At 44.1% G+C, this 18,198-nt stretch carries 5 protein-coding genes and 6 rRNA genes; 9 read left to right on the forward strand and 2 right to left on the reverse strand.

Annotated features, from left to right (window positions below; genetic code table 11):
- Positions 1 to 48 precede the first annotated feature (48 nt).
- Together LPC09_RS01570 and rrf (LPC09_RS01575) are read left to right on the forward strand one after the other, a co-directional pair.
- A 23S ribosomal RNA gene (locus LPC09_RS01570) occupies positions 49 to 2,979 on the forward strand.
- A gap of 221 nt (positions 2,980 to 3,200) precedes the next feature.
- Positions 3,201 to 3,316 (forward strand): 5S ribosomal RNA (rrf, locus tag LPC09_RS01575).
- A gap of 699 nt (positions 3,317 to 4,015) precedes the next feature.
- Here the strand turns inward: rrf (LPC09_RS01575) and istB are convergent.
- Both istB and istA read right to left on the reverse strand, forming a co-directional pair.
- Positions 4,016 to 4,771 carry an IS21-like element helper ATPase IstB gene (istB, locus tag LPC09_RS01580; protein ID WP_231308836.1) on the reverse strand — a complete coding sequence of 252 codons (756 nt, stop codon included), beginning with the start codon at positions 4,769 to 4,771 and terminating at the stop codon, positions 4,016 to 4,018.
- A complete protein-coding gene (gene istA / locus LPC09_RS01585) occupies positions 4,764 to 6,053 on the reverse strand; it encodes an IS21 family transposase (protein ID WP_098798502.1) in 1,290 nt (429 codons plus the stop codon). Before istA ends, istB begins: the two co-directional genes overlap by 8 nt.
- Positions 6,054 to 6,542: 489 nt before the next feature.
- On the opposite strand from istA, the gene LPC09_RS01590 reads away from it, so the two are divergent.
- The 7 genes from LPC09_RS01590 to LPC09_RS01620 all read left to right on the forward strand — a co-directional run bounded on the left by LPC09_RS01590 (position 6,543) and on the right by LPC09_RS01620 (position 18,148).
- Positions 6,543 to 8,216 (forward strand): DUF6044 family protein, encoded by a 1,674-nt coding sequence (locus LPC09_RS01590; protein ID WP_231308837.1) that lies wholly within the window; start codon positions 6,543 to 6,545, stop codon positions 8,214 to 8,216.
- Positions 8,217 to 8,237: 21 nt separating this feature from the next.
- Complete coding sequence (locus LPC09_RS01595; protein WP_231308838.1) at positions 8,238 to 9,248, forward strand: glycosyltransferase family 2 protein; 1,011 nt, start codon at positions 8,238 to 8,240, stop codon at positions 9,246 to 9,248.
- Entirely contained in the window at positions 9,220 to 9,639 is a 420-nt protein-coding gene (locus LPC09_RS01600) for a GtrA family protein (protein WP_098799751.1), read from the forward strand. The genes LPC09_RS01595 and LPC09_RS01600 overlap by 29 nt, the downstream gene beginning before the upstream one ends.
- Before the next feature lie 283 nt (positions 9,640 to 9,922).
- Positions 9,923 to 11,472 (forward strand): 16S ribosomal RNA (locus LPC09_RS01605).
- 235 nt (positions 11,473 to 11,707) lie between these two features.
- Positions 11,708 to 14,637 (forward strand): 23S ribosomal RNA (locus tag LPC09_RS01610).
- A 221-nt stretch (positions 14,638 to 14,858) separates the two neighbouring features.
- Positions 14,859 to 14,974, forward strand: a 5S ribosomal RNA gene (rrf, locus tag LPC09_RS01615).
- Positions 14,975 to 16,597: 1,623 nt separating this feature from the next.
- A 16S ribosomal RNA gene (locus LPC09_RS01620) occupies positions 16,598 to 18,148 on the forward strand.
- The 16S, 23S and 5S rRNA genes sit together here, the layout of an rRNA operon.
- The last annotated feature ends 50 nt before the right edge of the window (positions 18,149 to 18,198 follow it).

Raw genomic sequence — 18,198 nt, forward strand, 5'->3', positions numbered from 1 at the left:
GGAAGAAGGGAAGTCAACGAAGAAATTCGAAGCTTATCGTTTGTCGAAGGTTAAGTTGTTAAGGGCGCACGGTGGATGCCTTGGCACTAGGAGCCGATGAAGGACGGTACTAACACCGATATGCTTCGGGGAGCTGTAAGTAAGCTTTGATCCGGAGATTTCCGAATGGGGAAACCCACTACTCGTAATGGAGTAGTATTTTTACCTGAATACATAGGGTATTAAAGGCAGACCCGGGGAACTGAAACATCTAAGTACCCGGAGGAAGAGAAAGCAAACGCGATTTCCCAAGTAGCGGCGAGCGAAACGGAAGAAGCCCAAACCAAGAGGCTTGCCTCTTGGGGTTGTAGGACACTCTATACGGAGTTACAAAGGAACGGAGTAAATGAAGAGGTCTGGAAAGGCCCGTCAAAGAAGGTAACAACCCTGTAGTTGAAACTTCGTTCCCTCCAGAGTGGATCCTGAGTACGGCGGGACACGTGAAATCCCGTCGGAAGCAGGGAGGACCATCTCCCAAGGCTAAATACTCCCTAGTGACCGATAGTGAACCAGTACCGTGAGGGAAAGGTGAAAAGCACCCCGGAAGGGGAGTGAAAGAGATCCTGAAACCGTGTGCCTACAAGTAGTCAAAGCCCGTTAATGGGTAATGGCGTGCCTTTTGTAGAATGAACCGGCGAGTTACGATCCCGTGCAAGGTTAAGTTGATAAGACGGAGCCGCAGCGAAAGCGAGTCTGAATAGGGCGAAAGAGTACGTGGTCGTAGACCCGAAACCAGGTGATCTACCCATGTCCAGGGTGAAGTTCAGGTAACACTGAATGGAGGCCCGAACCCACGCACGTTGAAAAGTGCGGGGATGAGGTGTGGGTAGCGGAGAAATTCCAATCGAACTTGGAGATAGCTGGTTCTCTCCGAAATAGCTTTAGGGCTAGCCTTGAAATGAGAGTCTTGGAGGTAGAGCACTGATTGGACTAGGGGCCCCCATCGGGTTACCGAATTCAGTCAAACTCCGAATGCCAAAGACTTATGTTCAGGAGTCAGACTGCGAGTGATAAGATCCGTAGTCAAGAGGGAAACAGCCCAGACCACCAGCTAAGGTCCCAAAGTATACGTTAAGTGGAAAAGGATGTGGAGTTGCTTAGACAACCAGGATGTTGGCTTAGAAGCAGCCACCATTTAAAGAGTGCGTAATAGCTCACTGGTCGAGTGACTCTGCGCCGAAAATGTACCGGGGCTAAACGTATCACCGAAGCTGTGGACTGTTCTTTTAGAACAGTGGTAGGAGAGCGTTCTAAGGGCTGTGAAGCCAGACCGTAAGGACTGGTGGAGCGCTTAGAAGTGAGAATGCCGGTATGAGTAGCGAAAGAGGGGTGAGAATCCCCTCCACCGAATGCCTAAGGTTTCCTGAGGAAGGCTCGTCCGCTCAGGGTTAGTCGGGACCTAAGCCGAGGCCGAAAGGCGTAGGCGATGGCCAACAGGTTGAAATTCCTGTACCACCTCCTCACCATTTGAGCAATGGGGGGACGCAGAAGGATAGGGTAAGCGCGCTGTTGGATATGCGCGTCCAAGCAGTTAGGCTGACAACGAGGCAAATCCCGTTGTCACATAAGGCTGAGCTGTGATGGCGAGGGAACTATAGTACCGAAGTTCCTGATTCCACACTGCCAAGAAAAGCCTCTAGCGAGGTGAGAGGTGCCCGTACCGCAAACCGACACAGGTAGGCGAGGAGAGAATCCTAAGGTGAGCGAGAGAACTCTCGTTAAGGAACTCGGCAAAATGACCCCGTAACTTCGGGAGAAGGGGTGCTTTTTAGGGTGAATAGCCCGGAAAAGCCGCAGTGAATAGGCCCAGGCGACTGTTTAGCAAAAACACAGGTCTCTGCGAAGCCGCAAGGCGAAGTATAGGGGCTGACGCCTGCCCGGTGCTGGAAGGTTAAGGGGAGAGGTTAGCGCAAGCGAAGCTTTGAACCGAAGCCCCAGTAAACGGCGGCCGTAACTATAACGGTCCTAAGGTAGCGAAATTCCTTGTCGGGTAAGTTCCGACCCGCACGAAAGGCGTAACGATCTGGGCACTGTCTCAACGAGAGACTCGGTGAAATTATAGTACCTGTGAAGATGCAGGTTACCCGCGACAGGACGGAAAGACCCCGTGGAGCTTTACTGTAGCCTGATATTGAATTTTGGTACAGCTTGTACAGGATAGGTAGGAGCCTGAGAAGCCGGAGCGCTAGCTTCGGTGGAGGCGTCGGTGGGATACTACCCTGGCTGTATTGAAATTCTAACCCACAGCCCTGATCGGGCTGGGAGACAGTGTCAGGTGGGCAGTTTGACTGGGGCGGTCGCCTCCTAAAATGTAACGGAGGCGCCCAAAGGTTCCCTCAGAATGGTTGGAAATCATTCGTAGAGTGTAAAGGCACAAGGGAGCTTGACTGCGAGACCTACAAGTCGAGCAGGGACGAAAGTCGGGCTTAGTGATCCGGTGGTTCCGCATGGAAGGGCCATCGCTCAACGGATAAAAGCTACCCCGGGGATAACAGGCTTATCTCCCCCAAGAGTCCACATCGACGGGGAGGTTTGGCACCTCGATGTCGGCTCATCGCATCCTGGGGCTGTAGTCGGTCCCAAGGGTTGGGCTGTTCGCCCATTAAAGCGGTACGCGAGCTGGGTTCAGAACGTCGTGAGACAGTTCGGTCCCTATCCGTCGTGGGCGTAGGAAATTTGAGAGGAGCTGTCCTTAGTACGAGAGGACCGGGATGGACGCACCGCTGGTGTACCAGTTGTCTTGCCAAAGGCATAGCTGGGTAGCTATGTGCGGAAGGGATAAGTGCTGAAAGCATCTAAGCATGAAGCCCCCCTCAAGATGAGATTTCCCATCACATTAGTGAGTAAGATCCCTGAAAGATGATCAGGTTGATAGGTCAGAGGTGGAAGCGCGGTGACGTGTGGAGCTGACTGATACTAATCGATCGAGGACTTAACCTAATAAAAGCGCGTTAGCTTAGTGAATTGAATTGTGATTCGTTATCTAGTTTTGAAGGAATATAATATTCTTGAAAACTTTATACAAAGTGAAAGGGTTTCGAGGAACGAACAGTTCAAGGAATCGATTGAGGAGACACCGGAGCGTACTTCAGTACGTGAGGATGTTGACGAATGAGATGACGCAGAAATGTGAAGTTCATCGGAAGCCGTAAACCACATTATTTGGTGATGATGGCGAAGAGGTCACACCCGTTCCCATGCCGAACACGGAAGTTAAGCTCTTCAGCGCCGATGGTAGTTGGGGGTTTCCCCCTGTGAGAGTAGGACGTCGCCAAGTAAGATGAAGGAAAGATCAGTAGAGATACTGATCTTTTTTTGTGTAGTTATAGGTTGTTAAACCGAAGGTTTGAATATAAGAATTAGAGACAAATTAAAACTACTAGCCTGAGGCTTGGGAGAAGCAAGAAGGTCAAGGAAGCGCAGGGAGTGAAGACCGGAGTGTGCGGTCTTGGCACATGAGGATCTGAACGAACGAGCTGACGCGGAGATTCGCCGCTTATCGCAAGCCGATAGTCCGAACGCGGAAGTTAAGCTCTTGCGCCGATGGTAGTTGGGGGTTTCCCCCTGTGAGAGTAGGACGTCGCCAAGTAAGAAGAGAAAAAGATCAGTAGGGATACTGGTCTTTTTTGTGTCGTTAAAGGTTGTTAAACCGAAGGTTTGAATATAAGAATTAGAGACAAATTAAAACTACTAGCCTGAGGCTTGGGAGAAGCAAGAAGGTCAAGGAAGCGCAGGGAGTGAAGACCGGAGTGTGCGGTCTTGGCACATGAGGATCTGAACGAACAAGCTGACGCGGAGATTCGCCGCTTATCGCAAGCCGATAGTCCGAACACGGAAGTTAAGCTCTTAGCGCCGATGGTAGTTGGGGGTTTCCCCTGTGAGAGTAGGACGTCGCCAAGTAAGAAGAGAAAAAGATCAGTAGGTGTAAATGTCAAGCTAACGATGTACAATTTTGATCGTTTAAGAATGTACAAAATTAATCATCATCTTCTTTTTGTAAATGATCCTTAATTCTATAAGAGGGACCAACAATATTGACAACTGTTGCGTGGTGTAATACACGATCTAATATTGCATTTGCTAATTTAGAATCCTGGAACACCGCATCCCACTCTTTAAAGCTAATGTTTGTAGTTAAGATTGTACTTTTCTTTTCATATCTCAAATCAATTAGCTGAAAGAATAGTTTGGCATCTTCTTTGTCAATTGGAAGGTAACCAATTTCATCAATAATTAGTAATTTATATTTCCCATAGTGCTTTAATCGAGACTCTAAGCGATCTTCTAGCTTTGCCTTTTTCAAGTTTAAGATAAGTTCATTACATTTAATAAAATAGGTACTTGTTCGTTTTTTGGCTGCAGCGATTCCAATCGAAGTCGCTAAGTGAGTTTTGCCAACACCACTAGTTCCCATGAAGATAATATTCTGTTTATCTTCGATAAAACGCAGAGAAAGAAAATCAAGAATTTGTTGTTTATTTATCGTTGGTTGAAAATCAAAGTTAAACTCATTTATCTCACTACGGTGGGGAAAAGCCCCCACCTTAACCATTGAATTTATCATTGTTTTCTCACGAACATCTATTTCATAGTTTGTTAATTTCATCAATGTGTCAACGAGAGATAATTCATTCTTGGTACTAAAATCAATGGTATCGTTAAGATGAGTAATCATCTGTTTTAAGTTTAAATATTCTAAATTACTTACTAATTGTTGATAACTACTATTCAATTTTATACACCTCATCCATTGCCAGTAGATTCTTTTTAGCTAGCTCATCAATATCAGGATAGTCTGGCATTCCCCGTGACAATACGTCTGTATAATGTTCTTCCTTATAATTCAGCACCTTACTACTGATTCGATGTTGAGCGATCAAATCCGTGTTATAATATACATGTATGTGATCGTCATAGACTTGTAAACCAACGGTTTTCCCTTTGTATTCAGCTGGTACTGAATACTGGTTTGATTTGTACGTAATCATGCTCGCAGGGTTAACCTTTACAAGCTTGTGTTTGATCTTATAAGAGTCTCTTATTTCTTTCCTTGGTAGGGGGAGTAAGTGACTCTTTTCTTGTTTTAAAGCAAGTATTGGAATCTTTCTATTTCCTTGATTAAAACTTTGATTATGGCGTTCACAAAGCTTTTGAACAAATTGGTGAAGTCCTTCGTAAGTGAATTTACCCTGATAAGCATGAATCTCATCTAAGAGCTTCATAATACTCTCTACTTTCCCTTTTGTCCTTGGCCTTCCTGCAATACAAGGTTTGATTTCAAATCCACTATCACTGGCAAACTGTTCAAATCGTTCATTAACCACTCCTTTTGAATACTCTGTTCTATGTTCATCCATTACTGTTTTCATATTGTCCGTTAAAATGATCTTTGGTACTCCACCAATTGCTTCAAAGCACTCCATCAAAAAGGACATTAATATACTTTGTGATTTGGACATGGTTAAACCATAAGACTTAAACCTTGAATTTCCTAACACCAACACTCCTACATTAACGTGTATAATCTCCCCATCACACGTTATGTATTTTATGTTCTCCTTCCAGTCGAATTGAGCCTGTTCCCCCGGAGGGGTTTCATAACGAACAACAGATTGTGTTGCTTGAGTTCTTTTACCATCGGTAAAATATGCTTGGAACTCAGGTTTGTTTGATATGTATCGTCGGAAAGATGACTGGGAACAGTTCAAACTATGGTTATCCTTTAAGTACTCCCAAAGAACTCTCTTGTAGTAAAAAGTTTGTATTGAATCCTTTGAGAGTAGGTCTGATATAACACCATATAACTCATCTATTCTAGATTTTCTATTACGGGTTTTACTTGGCCCCTTTCCATTTAAATATCGATCCACAGTCCTCCGATCTACTCCCAATTCTCGCCCTATCTTACTTTTATTTATTTTCATGTTTAAGCTCTCCATTAGAAATTTTAACTTTGGTAAATCTTCTAGACTTTTTACTTCTATCTCTGTCGTTAAATCTAGCTGTACATGCATTCTCTCCACCTCAAACTAAGTATGCATGTACATCACAAAACTGTACATTCTTATGTAATCATCTTTGTTCATTTTTAAATTAGCATTTATAAGTAGGGATACTGGTCTTTTTTGTTTTGTTAAATGGTAGTTAAACCGAAGGTTTGTATGTGAAAATTAGAGACAAAGTAAAAACAAGCTGACGTGGAGATATTCTCACTTTCTCAACACACTTTTATCGTTCATTCCCCTTATGAACGACACTGCACGCCCTTTTCCAACCACTTTTAATGTTCATTCCCCCTGTGTGAGAGTTGGGCATCGCCAAGTAAGATGTTAAAAGAAAGTGTAATGGACTTTAGATATCGACAAATTTCTCCAAATATCGGGTAGTGACAGGCACCAAAAAACAAATTCCCTCACCATAAACATTTTTAGTATTATTATCCTGTTTTAGTAAATCTTAATAAGTACAAATGTAGAAATGCTATTTAGTCAGAGGTGTAAATTTTGTTTTTAGATAGGATTACTAGTGAGAGTAGATTACTTATATTTGCCTTTTTCATCATATGTTTGTACCTTTCTCCTCTCTTTGTGTTAGGTGAGAATGCACATATAAGGGTGCATGATAATCTTGACTCCAATTTAGCATGGTATAAGGTGTTGAGTGAGAGTGGGCAAATGCTTGGTTCAAGCGAAGCGAAGATTCCTCAGGTTATAAATGGATTACCCAGAAATGCATATGGAACAGAATTTAGTCTTATTGTTTGGCTCTATGCTATTTTCCCAACTATGGTTGCTTATGCTTTAAGCCAAACCATAACAAGGGTTTTTGCCTTTATAGGAATGTACTTATTATTAAAGGATCATCTTCTAATGCACAAGGAATATACCCTGATTAATGTTGGAGTGGCATTAGCATTTGCATTAACACCATTCTGGCCCTCGGGGATGCTTAGTACACTAGGTATGCCTTTAGCTTTATGGGCATTTTTACATATAAGAAATGGGAAAAGCACTTGGAAGCAGTTTCTGGTATTAACTTTACTGCCTCTATATTCAAGTATTGTATTAGGGTTTTTCTTTTTTTTATTTGGAATGGGCGTATTTTGGTTAGTTGATTTTATAAGAGGAAAACGCAATTATTATTTTCTGTTAGCTCTTATATATATGACTGGTATGTTCTTGGTTGTTGAGTATAGATTGGTTTATTCATTTTTGTTTGATGATGAGCCTAATAGTAGAGATGAATATTTTCATGCGAGGCTATCGCTATGGAGGGTCATTCGATTAACCTTTAAGAACTTTGTGCTAGGTCACACACACGTAATGACAGTTCATGGGATCTTTATCCTGACAGTAACTCTGATTTCGTTATATATAGTCATAAATAAGAGGTTATGGAAAGAAGAAATGGTGTTTCTCTTTCTCTTTATACTTAATTTTGCATTATCTGCATGGTATGCCTTTTGGTTTTATAAGGGCTGGCTTCCACTAACAGAGAAATTTCATGTTATGGATACTTTTAATTTTGCTAGATTTCACTTCTTGAGACCTCTAGTTATATATGTTGGCTTTGCGCTAGGTCTAAAAATTATTTGGAACCACAGAAAGAGCTGGAAGCCCTATGCTTTTTTCTTCATTATAGCACAGATTGTTTTACTTCTAGGATTTAATGATGAGGTTATTTATCATAAAAAGCCTTCTGTTAAAGAGTTTTATTCTGAGTCACTTTTTAATGAAATTAAATCTTATATAGGATTACCTCAAAAAGACTATAGAATTGCTAGTATTGGTATTCATCCGGCAATTCCGCAATATAACGGTTTTTATACATTAGATACATATAATAATTTTTATCCCTTGAGCTATAAGTATGAATTCAGAAAAATTATCGAAAAAGAACTCGAAAAAAACAAAACAATAAGAACTTATTTTGATGAGTGGGGTGGACGTTGCTATATCTTCACCGATGAACTTGGTAAGCATTATATGTTTAAGAAGAATTCTAAAAAAACGTTAAGAAATCTTGAATTAAATACAGAAGCATTTAAAAACCTAGGAGGTTCATTTATTTTTTCAACTGTTCCAATAGATAATGCAACTGAGAATAATCTAGTACTAGAGAAGACATTTCAAAGTGAATCTTCAGTTTGGAAAATCTATTTATATAAAGCAATGTAAAATCTGGGAGGTATTACATAGATGGAACCAATACTTACAATAGTCGTACCCTGCTATAACGAAGAAGAAGTCTTACCTGAAACTTTAACTGTATTAATTGATAAATTAGATCATCTTATAGAAGTTAGGTTAATATCAGATCAGAGTAATATATTACTTGTAGACGATGGGAGCAAAGATCAAACATGGTCTATTATCTATAAAGAAAGCTTAAAAAATAAAAAAGTACATGGTTTAAAACTAGCAAGAAATGTTGGACACCAAAGTGCGTTATTAGCAGGATTAATTGCAGCTAAAGATTCATCAGATTGTGTTATATCTATTGATGCAGACTTACAAGATGACGTAGATGTTATAAAAGATTTTATCTTAAAATATAATGAGGGCTTTGATATTGTATATGGTGTAAGAGATAAACGAGATACGGATCAACTATTTAAGAAAACAACTGCAGAAGCATTCTACAAAATAATGCAGAAACTAGGTGTCAATTTAATCTATAATCATGCTGATTATCGCTTAATGAGTAAAAGGGCTGTTGAGGAGTTAGAAAAATTTGAAGAAGTAAATTTATTTTTAAGAGGAATAGTTCCTTTGATTGGGTTTCCATCTACAGCTGTTTATTATGATCGAAAAGAAAGATTTGCTGGAGATACCAAATATCCTTTAAAGAAAATGATTTCCTTTGCTTTTGAAGGCATAACCTCTTTTTCAGTAACACCAATAAGGTTTGTTTTACTTCTAGGATTCCTCTCTTTTTTTACTAGTTTGTTGTTTGGATCATATTTTGTAACTTTAAAGTTTATTGGAGAAACAGAGACAGGGTGGACATCATTAATTACATCTATTTGGTTAATTGGCGGACTACAGTTAATAGCCATTGGATTAATTGGAGAGTACATTGGGAAGATTTATAAAGAGTCAAAACGACGACCAAGATATAGTATTGATATAAATACTTTAGGTTTAACAAAACAACTTATTAAAAGGAATATTGAAACTGATGCTTCAGACCATAAAGAATTATTATAATAAGTCAAACACAATTATACGATTTATTGGAGTCGGGCTAATAAATACTATCATTGGAATCTCTTCGATATTCTTGCTATTAAATGTATTTGGTTTTTCTTATTGGGTATCAACTTTTATAGGTAATGGTATAGGAGCTATTATTAGCTATTTTCTTAATCGAAATTTTACGTTTAACAGCAATGTTAATAATAAAAAAGGAATTGCTCTTTTCTTATTTGTCATTTTAGTAAGCTATTATGTTTCTTATAATATAGGGTACAGTTTGATAAATAAGAACGTTTTAAGTACCAATATATATGGAGAAGAGTTATCAATATTGTTGGCTGCACTTATCTATACAGTATTGAACTATTTAGGGCAGAGATATTTGACGTTTAAACAAGTATGAAATTATTACCAGTTGATAGTTATGAATATTATTGGTATGATGTAAATCCAGTCACGAATTATAAGTGATTGAGTAATTCTAACAATCATCTTCTAAAAAACATTTTAAAAATGTTTGACATAATTTTTATTACGTGTTAAGATGATAGTCCAGTCGTTGAGAGATACGAATTGGACAAGATATGATCTTTGAAAACTAAACAAAACCAAGCGTGCCAACGTTAATTTCGATTAACAAAAAAAACGTACTATATAGTACAAACTTTATGAGCTATATCAACTCTTTATTGGAGAGTTTGATCCTGGCTCAGGACGAACGCTGGCGGCGTGCCTAATACATGCAAGTCGAGCGAACCAATGGGAGCTTGCTCCCTGAGGTTAGCGGCGGACGGGTGAGTAACACGTGGGTAACCTGCCTGTAAGATTGGGATAACTCCGGGAAACCGGAGCTAATACCGGATAACATTTCGAACCGCATGGTTCGAAATTGAAAGATGGTTTCGGCTATCACTTACAGATGGACCCGCGGCGCATTAGCTAGTTGGTGAGGTAACGGCTCACCAAGGCGACGATGCGTAGCCGACCTGAGAGGGTGATCGGCCACACTGGGACTGAGACACGGCCCAGACTCCTACGGGAGGCAGCAGTAGGGAATCTTCCGCAATGGACGAAAGTCTGACGGAGCAACGCCGCGTGAACGATGAAGGCCTTCGGGTCGTAAAGTTCTGTTGTTAGGGAAGAACAAGTACCAGAGTAACTGCTGGTACCTTGACGGTACCTAACCAGAAAGCCACGGCTAACTACGTGCCAGCAGCCGCGGTAATACGTAGGTGGCAAGCGTTGTCCGGAATTATTGGGCGTAAAGCGCGCGCAGGCGGTTTCTTAAGTCTGATGTGAAAGCCCACGGCTCAACCGTGGAGGGTCATTGGAAACTGGGGAACTTGAGTGCAGAAGAGGAGAGTGGAATTCCACGTGTAGCGGTGAAATGCGTAGAGATGTGGAGGAACACCAGTGGCGAAGGCGACTCTCTGGTCTGTAACTGACGCTGAGGCGCGAAAGCGTGGGGAGCGAACAGGATTAGATACCCTGGTAGTCCACGCCGTAAACGATGAGTGCTAAGTGTTAGAGGGTTTCCGCCCTTTAGTGCTGCAGCAAACGCATTAAGCACTCCGCCTGGGGAGTACGGTCGCAAGACTGAAACTCAAAGGAATTGACGGGGGCCCGCACAAGCGGTGGAGCATGTGGTTTAATTCGAAGCAACGCGAAGAACCTTACCAGGTCTTGACATCCTTCGCTACTTCTAGAGATAGAAGGTTCCCCTTCGGGGGACGAAGTGACAGGTGGTGCATGGTTGTCGTCAGCTCGTGTCGTGAGATGTTGGGTTAAGTCCCGCAACGAGCGCAACCCTTGATCTTAGTTGCCAGCATTAAGTTGGGCACTCTAAGGTGACTGCCGGTGACAAACCGGAGGAAGGTGGGGATGACGTCAAATCATCATGCCCCTTATGACCTGGGCTACACACGTGCTACAATGGATGGTACAAAGGGCTGCAAGACCGCGAGGTCAAGCCAATCCCATAAAACCATTCTCAGTTCGGATTGCAGGCTGCAACTCGCCTGCATGAAGCCGGAATCGCTAGTAATCGCGGATCAGCATGCCGCGGTGAATACGTTCCCGGGCCTTGTACACACCGCCCGTCACACCACGAGAGTTTGTAACACCCGAAGTCGGTGGGGTAACCGTAAGGAGCCAGCCGCCTAAGGTGGGACAGATGATTGGGGTGAAGTCGTAACAAGGTAGCCGTATCGGAAGGTGCGGCTGGATCACCTCCTTTCTAAGGAAAATGGAGTACGCTTGGTATTTTGTTTAGTTTTGAGAGATCATTAGATCTTTCTATATAAGTAAGACTCAACACATAGGAGTCTAAATGCGTAGAGCATTTGAACATCCTGTGTTTTATGTTCCTTGAAAACTAGATAACGAAAACAATTCAAGTAATTCACTGAGTTTAAACGCTTAGTTTAGTGATTCTCTTAATAATTGATTTAAACGACATCTTCGATGTCAAAGGTTAAGTTGTTAAGGGCGCACGGTGGATGCCTTGGCACTAGGAGCCGATGAAGGACGGTACTAACACCGATATGCTTCGGGGAGCTGTAAGTAAGCTTTGATCCGGAGATTTCCGAATGGGGAAACCCACTGCTCGTAATGGAGTAGTATCTTCACCTGAATACATAGGGTGTTGATGGCAGACCCGGGGAACTGAAACATCTAAGTACCCGGAGGAAGAGAAAGCAAACGTGATTTCCTAAGTAGCGGCGAGCGAAACGGAAGAAGCCCAAACCAAGAGGCTTGCCTCTTGGGGTTGTAGGACACTCTATACGGAGTTACAAAGGAACGGAGTAAATGAAGAGGTCTGGAAAGGCCCGTCAAAGAAGGTAACAACCCTGTAGTTGAAACTTCGTTCCCTCCAGAGTGGATCCTGAGTACGGCGGGACACGTGAAATCCCGTCGGAAGCAGGGAGGACCATCTCCCAAGGCTAAATACTCCCTAGTGACCGATAGTGAACCAGTACCGTGAGGGAAAGGTGAAAAGCACCCCGGAAGGGGAGTGAAAGAGATCCTGAAACCGTGTGCCTACAAGTAGTCAAAGCCCGTTAATGGGTAATGGCGTGCCTTTTGTAGAATGAACCGGCGAGTTACGATCCCGTGCAAGGTTAAGTTGATAAGACGGAGCCGCAGCGAAAGCGAGTCTGAATAGGGCGAATAAGTACGTGGTCGTAGACCCGAAACCAGGTGATCTACCCATGTCCAGGGTGAAGTTCAGGTAACACTGAATGGAGGCCCGAACCCACGCACGTTGAAAAGTGCGGGGATGAGGTGTGGGTAGCGGAGAAATTCCAATCGAACTTGGAGATAGCTGGTTCTCTCCGAAATAGCTTTAGGGCTAGCCTTGAAATGAGAGTCTTGGAGGTAGAGCACTGATTGGACTAGGGGCCCCCATCGGGTTACCGAATTCAGTCAAACTCCGAATGCCAAAGACTTATGTTCAGGAGTCAGACTGCGAGTGATAAGATCCGTAGTCAAGAGGGAAACAGCCCAGACCACCAGCTAAGGTCCCAAAGTATACGTTAAGTGGAAAAGGATGTGGAGTTGCTTAGACAACCAGGATGTTGGCTTAGAAGCAGCCACCATTTAAAGAGTGCGTAATAGCTCACTGGTCGAGTGACTCTGCGCCGAAAATGTACCGGGGCTAAACGTATCACCGAAGCTGTGGACTGTTCTTTTAGAACAGTGGTAGGAGAGCGTTCTAAGGGCTGTGAAGCCAGACCGTAAGGACTGGTGGAGCGCTTAGAAGTGAGAATGCCGGTATGAGTAGCGAAAGAGGGGTGAGAATCCCCTCCACCGAATGCCTAAGGTTTCCTGAGGAAGGCTCGTCCGCTCAGGGTAAGTCGGGACCTAAGCCGAGGCCGAAAGGCGTAGGCGATGGCCAACAGGTTGAAATTCCTGTACCACCTCCTCACCATTTGAGCAATGGGGGGACGCAGAAGGATAGGGTAAGCGCGCTGTTGGATATGCGCGTCCAAGCAGTTAGGCTGACAACGAGGCAAATCCCGTTGTCGCGAAGGCTGAGCTGTGATGGCGAGGGAACTATAGTACCGAAGTTCCTGATTCCACACTGCCAAGAAAAGCCTCTAGCGAGGTGAGAGGTGCCCGTACCGCAAACCGACACAGGTAGGCGAGGAGAGAATCCTAAGGTGAGCGAGAGAACTCTCGTTAAGGAACTCGGCAAAATGACCCCGTAACTTCGGGAGAAGGGGTGCTTTTTAGGGTGAATAGCCCGGAAAAGCCGCAGTGAATAGGCCCAGGCGACTGTTTAGCAAAAACACAGGTCTCTGCGAAGCCGCAAGGCGAAGTATAGGGGCTGACGCCTGCCCGGTGCTGGAAGGTTAAGGGGAGAGGTTAGCGCAAGCGAAGCTTTGAACCGAAGCCCCAGTAAACGGCGGCCGTAACTATAACGGTCCTAAGGTAGCGAAATTCCTTGTCGGGTAAGTTCCGACCCGCACGAAAGGCGTAACGATCTGGGCACTGTCTCAACGAGAGACTCGGTGAAATTATAGTACCTGTGAAGATGCAGGTTACCCGCGACAGGACGGAAAGACCCCGTGGAGCTTTACTGTAGCCTGATATTGAATTTTGGTACAGCTTGTACAGGATAGGTAGGAGCCTGAGAAGCCGGAGCGCTAGCTTCGGTGGAGGCGTCGGTGGGATACTACCCTGGCTGTATTGAAATTCTAACCCACAGCCCTGATCGGGCTGGGAGACAGTGTCAGGTGGGCAGTTTGACTGGGGCGGTCGCCTCCTAAAATGTAACGGAGGCGCCCAAAGGTTCCCTCAGAATGGTTGGAAATCATTCGTAGAGTGTAAAGGCACAAGGGAGCTTGACTGCGAGACCTACAAGTCGAGCAGGGACGAAAGTCGGGCTTAGTGATCCGGTGGTTCCGCATGGAAGGGCCATCGCTCAACGGATAAAAGCTACCCCGGGGATAACAGGCTTATCTCCCCCAAGAGTCCACATCGACGGGGAGGTTTGGCACCTCGATGTCGGCTCATCGCATCCTGGGGCTGTAGTCGGTCCCAAGGGTTGGGCTGTTCGCCCATTAAAGCGGTACGCGAGCTGGGTTCAGAACGTCGTGAGACAGTTCGGTCCCTATCCGTCGTGGGCGTAGGAAATTTGAGAGGAGCTGTCCTTAGTACGAGAGGACCGGGATGGACGCACCGCTGGTGTACCAGTTGTCTTGCCAAAGGCATAGCTGGGTAGCTATGTGCGGAAGGGATAAGTGCTGAAAGCATCTAAGCATGAAGCCCCCCTCAAGATGAGATTTCCCATCACATTAGTGAGTAAGATCCCTGAAAGATGATCAGGTTGATAGGTCAGAGGTGGAAGCGCGGTGACGTGTGGAGCTGACTGATACTAATCGATCGAGGACTTAACCTAATAAAAGCGCGTTAGCTTAGTGAATTGAATTGTGATTCGTTATCTAGTTTTGAAGGAATATAATATTCTTGAAAACTTTATACAAAGTGAAAGGGTTTCGAGGAACGAACAGTTCAAGGAATCGATTGAGGAGACACCGGAGCGTACTTCAGTACGTGAGGATGTTGACGAATGAGATGACGCAGAAATGTGAAGTTCATCGGAAGCCGTAAACCACATTATTTGGTGATGATGGCGAAGAGGTCACACCCGTTCCCATGCCGAACACGGAAGTTAAGCTCTTCAGCGCCGATGGTAGTTGGGGGTTTCCCCCTGTGAGAGTAGGACGTCGCCAAGTAAGATGAAGGAAAGATCAGTAGAGATACTGATCTTTTTTTGTGTAGTTATAGGTTGTTAAACCGAAGGTTTGAAAATAAAAATTAGAGACAAAGTAAAACTACTAGCCTGAGGCTTGGGAGAAGCAAGAAGATCAAGGAAGCGCAGAGAATGAAGACCGGAGTGTGCTTCTTTGCACATGAGGATCTGAATGAACAAGCTGACGCGGAGATTCGCCGCTTATCGCAGGCCGATAGTCCGAACACGGAAGTTAAGCTCTTAGCGCCGATGGTAGTTGGGGGTTTCCCCCTGTGAGAGTAGGACGTCGCCAAGTAAGATGAAGGAAAGATCAGTAGAGATACTGATCTTTTTTTGTGTAGTTATAGGTTGTTAAACCGAAGGTTTGAAAATAAAAATTAGAGACAAAGTAAAACTACTAGCCTGAGGCTTGGGAGAAGCAAGAAGATCAAGGAAGCGCAGAGAATGAAGACCGGAGTGTGCGGTCTTGGCACATGAGGATCTGAATGAACAAGCTGACGCGGAGATTCGCCGCTTATCGCAGGCCGATAGTCCGAACACGGAAGTTAAGCTCTTAGCGCCGATGGTAGTTGGGGGTTTTTTCCCCCTGTGAGAGTAGGACGTCGCCAAGTAAGATGGAAAAGATCAGTAGAAATGCTGATCTTTTTTTGTATCACTCTAGGAACTGAATGCTGATGTTGTAGAATATCAGTTAATATGAATCTTACCAGATTGAAACACCGTTTTTTTATTGCTTTCAAAGTTAGAGGAATACCACCGTCATTTAAATAGGATAGTCATCATTGAGATTGTCTTAAAATAATAGAAAGAATAAATTTCTTATTAATATGTTTCAACATATGGAAGATATAAGATACGTGATGTAATATCTGATTACTTAACCTGACTTTTTAAGTCCTCCAAGTATATATTGTTGTTAATTAGCATCGATCTTTCTTTATTCTGATACTTTCTAGAGACTTGAAAAATGAACTAATCTCCTATAGATGTATATATTGAATTATGGAGGTGTTTGATTTGTCATCAAAGAGAGGGCAAAACCTTAACTGTCCACGGTGTAAAATATTAATGATAGAACTTCATCAAAGAAGCTTTGGTGATATGGGAATATTGTACGAATGCCCTAAGTGTAAGGGTGTTATCCAAAAGTAATGTCTATTAATTTAGGTGATTTTAATAAATAATGTTTTTAAATGACTTCCGCATCCAAAGGATATGGAAGTCATTAATTTGTTGTAACACTTTAGGTGAAAGTCCATAATGTATTATGAGTTGTTTGGCGGTAACGATAGTTAGAATTCGGATATGAATCAAACTTAAGTGTAAATATAGTTGTGAAAAATGTTGTTAATAAGGCTTGACTTTAAATATGATATCCTTTATTATTAACTTCTGCTGTTACAACAGTAATGGAAGTTATCTCGAAATAATTTATTTCAAAAAGGTTGTTGACTTCGTTACTTGTTGATGGTATGATAAATACCTAGTCGTTAATGACTGGTTAAATGATCTTTGAAAACTAAACAAAACCAAGCGTGCCAACGTTAATTTCGATTAACAAAACAATGTACTATATAGTACAAACTTTATGAGCTATATCAACTCTTTATTGGAGAGTTTGATCCTGGCTCAGGACGAACGCTGGCGGCGTGCCTAATACATGCAAGTCGAGCGAACCAATGGGAGCTTGCTCCCTGAGGTTAGCGGCGGACGGGTGAGTAACACGTGGGTAACCTGCCTGTAAGATTGGGATAACTCCGGGAAACCGGAGCTAATACCGGATAACATTTCGAACCGCATGGTTCGAAATTGAAAGATGGTTTCGGCTATCACTTACAGATGGACCCGCGGCGCATTAGCTAGTTGGTGAGGTAACGGCTCACCAAGGCGACGATGCGTAGCCGACCTGAGAGGGTGATCGGCCACACTGGGACTGAGACACGGCCCAGACTCCTACGGGAGGCAGCAGTAGGGAATCTTCCGCAATGGACGAAAGTCTGACGGAGCAACGCCGCGTGAACGATGAAGGCCTTCGGGTCGTAAAGTTCTGTTGTTAGGGAAGAACAAGTACTAGAGTAACTGCTGGTACCTTGACGGTACCTAACCAGAAAGCCACGGCTAACTACGTGCCAGCAGCCGCGGTAATACGTAGGTGGCAAGCGTTGTCCGGAATTATTGGGCGTAAAGCGCGCGCAGGCGGTTTCTTAAGTCTGATGTGAAAGCCCACGGCTCAACCGTGGAGGGTCATTGGAAACTGGGGAACTTGAGTGCAGAAGAGGAGAGTGGAATTCCACGTGTAGCGGTGAAATGCGTAGAGATGTGGAGGAACACCAGTGGCGAAGGCGACTCTCTGGTCTGTAACTGACGCTGAGGCGCGAAAGCGTGGGGAGCGAACAGGATTAGATACCCTGGTAGTCCACGCCGTAAACGATGAGTGCTAAGTGTTAGAGGGTTTCCGCCCTTTAGTGCTGCAGCAAACGCATTAAGCACTCCGCCTGGGGAGTACGGTCGCAAGACTGAAACTCAAAGGAATTGACGGGGGCCCGCACAAGCGGTGGAGCATGTGGTTTAATTCGAAGCAACGCGAAGAACCTTACCAGGTCTTGACATCCTTCGCTACTTCTAGAGATAGAAGGTTCCCCTTCGGGGGACGAAGTGACAGGTGGTGCATGGTTGTCGTCAGCTCGTGTCGTGAGATGTTGGGTTAAGTCCCGCAACGAGCGCAACCCTTGATCTTAGTTGCCAGCATTCAGTTGGGCACTCTAAGGTGACTGCCGGTGACAAACCGGAGGAAGGTGGGGATGACGTCAAATCATCATGCCCCTTATGACCTGGGCTACACACGTGCTACAATGGATGGTACAAAGGGCTGCAAGACCGCGAGGTCAAGCCAATCCCATAAAACCATTCTCAGTTCGGATTGCAGGCTGCAACTCGCCTGCATGAAGCCGGAATCGCTAGTAATCGCGGATCAGCATGCCGCGGTGAATACGTTCCCGGGCCTTGTACACACCGCCCGTCACACCACGAGAGTTTGTAACACCCGAAGTCGGTGGGGTAACCTCACTGGAGCCAGCCGCCTAAGGTGGGACAGATGATTGGGGTGAAGTCGTAACAAGGTAGCCGTATCGGAAGGTGCGGCTGGATCACCTCCTTTCTAAGGAAAATGAGGCACGCTTGGTATTTTGTTTAGTTTTGAGAGATCAT

The sequence above is a fragment of the Metabacillus sp. B2-18 genome (genome assembly GCF_021117275.1).
GTDB lineage: Bacteria > Bacillota > Bacilli > Bacillales > Bacillaceae > Metabacillus.

What these genes read in the sequence shown, in the direction of transcription:
- istA (WP_098798502.1), bottom strand. Translation starts at nt 6,053, where the DNA reads ATGCATGTACAGCTAGATTTAACGACAGAGATAGAAGTAAAAAGTCTA.
- LPC09_RS01595 (WP_231308838.1), top strand. Translation starts at nt 8,238, where the DNA reads ATGGAACCAATACTTACAATAGTCGTACCCTGCTATAACGAAGAAGAA.
- LPC09_RS01600 (WP_098799751.1), top strand. Translation starts at nt 9,220, where the DNA reads ATGCTTCAGACCATAAAGAATTATTATAATAAGTCAAACACAATTATA.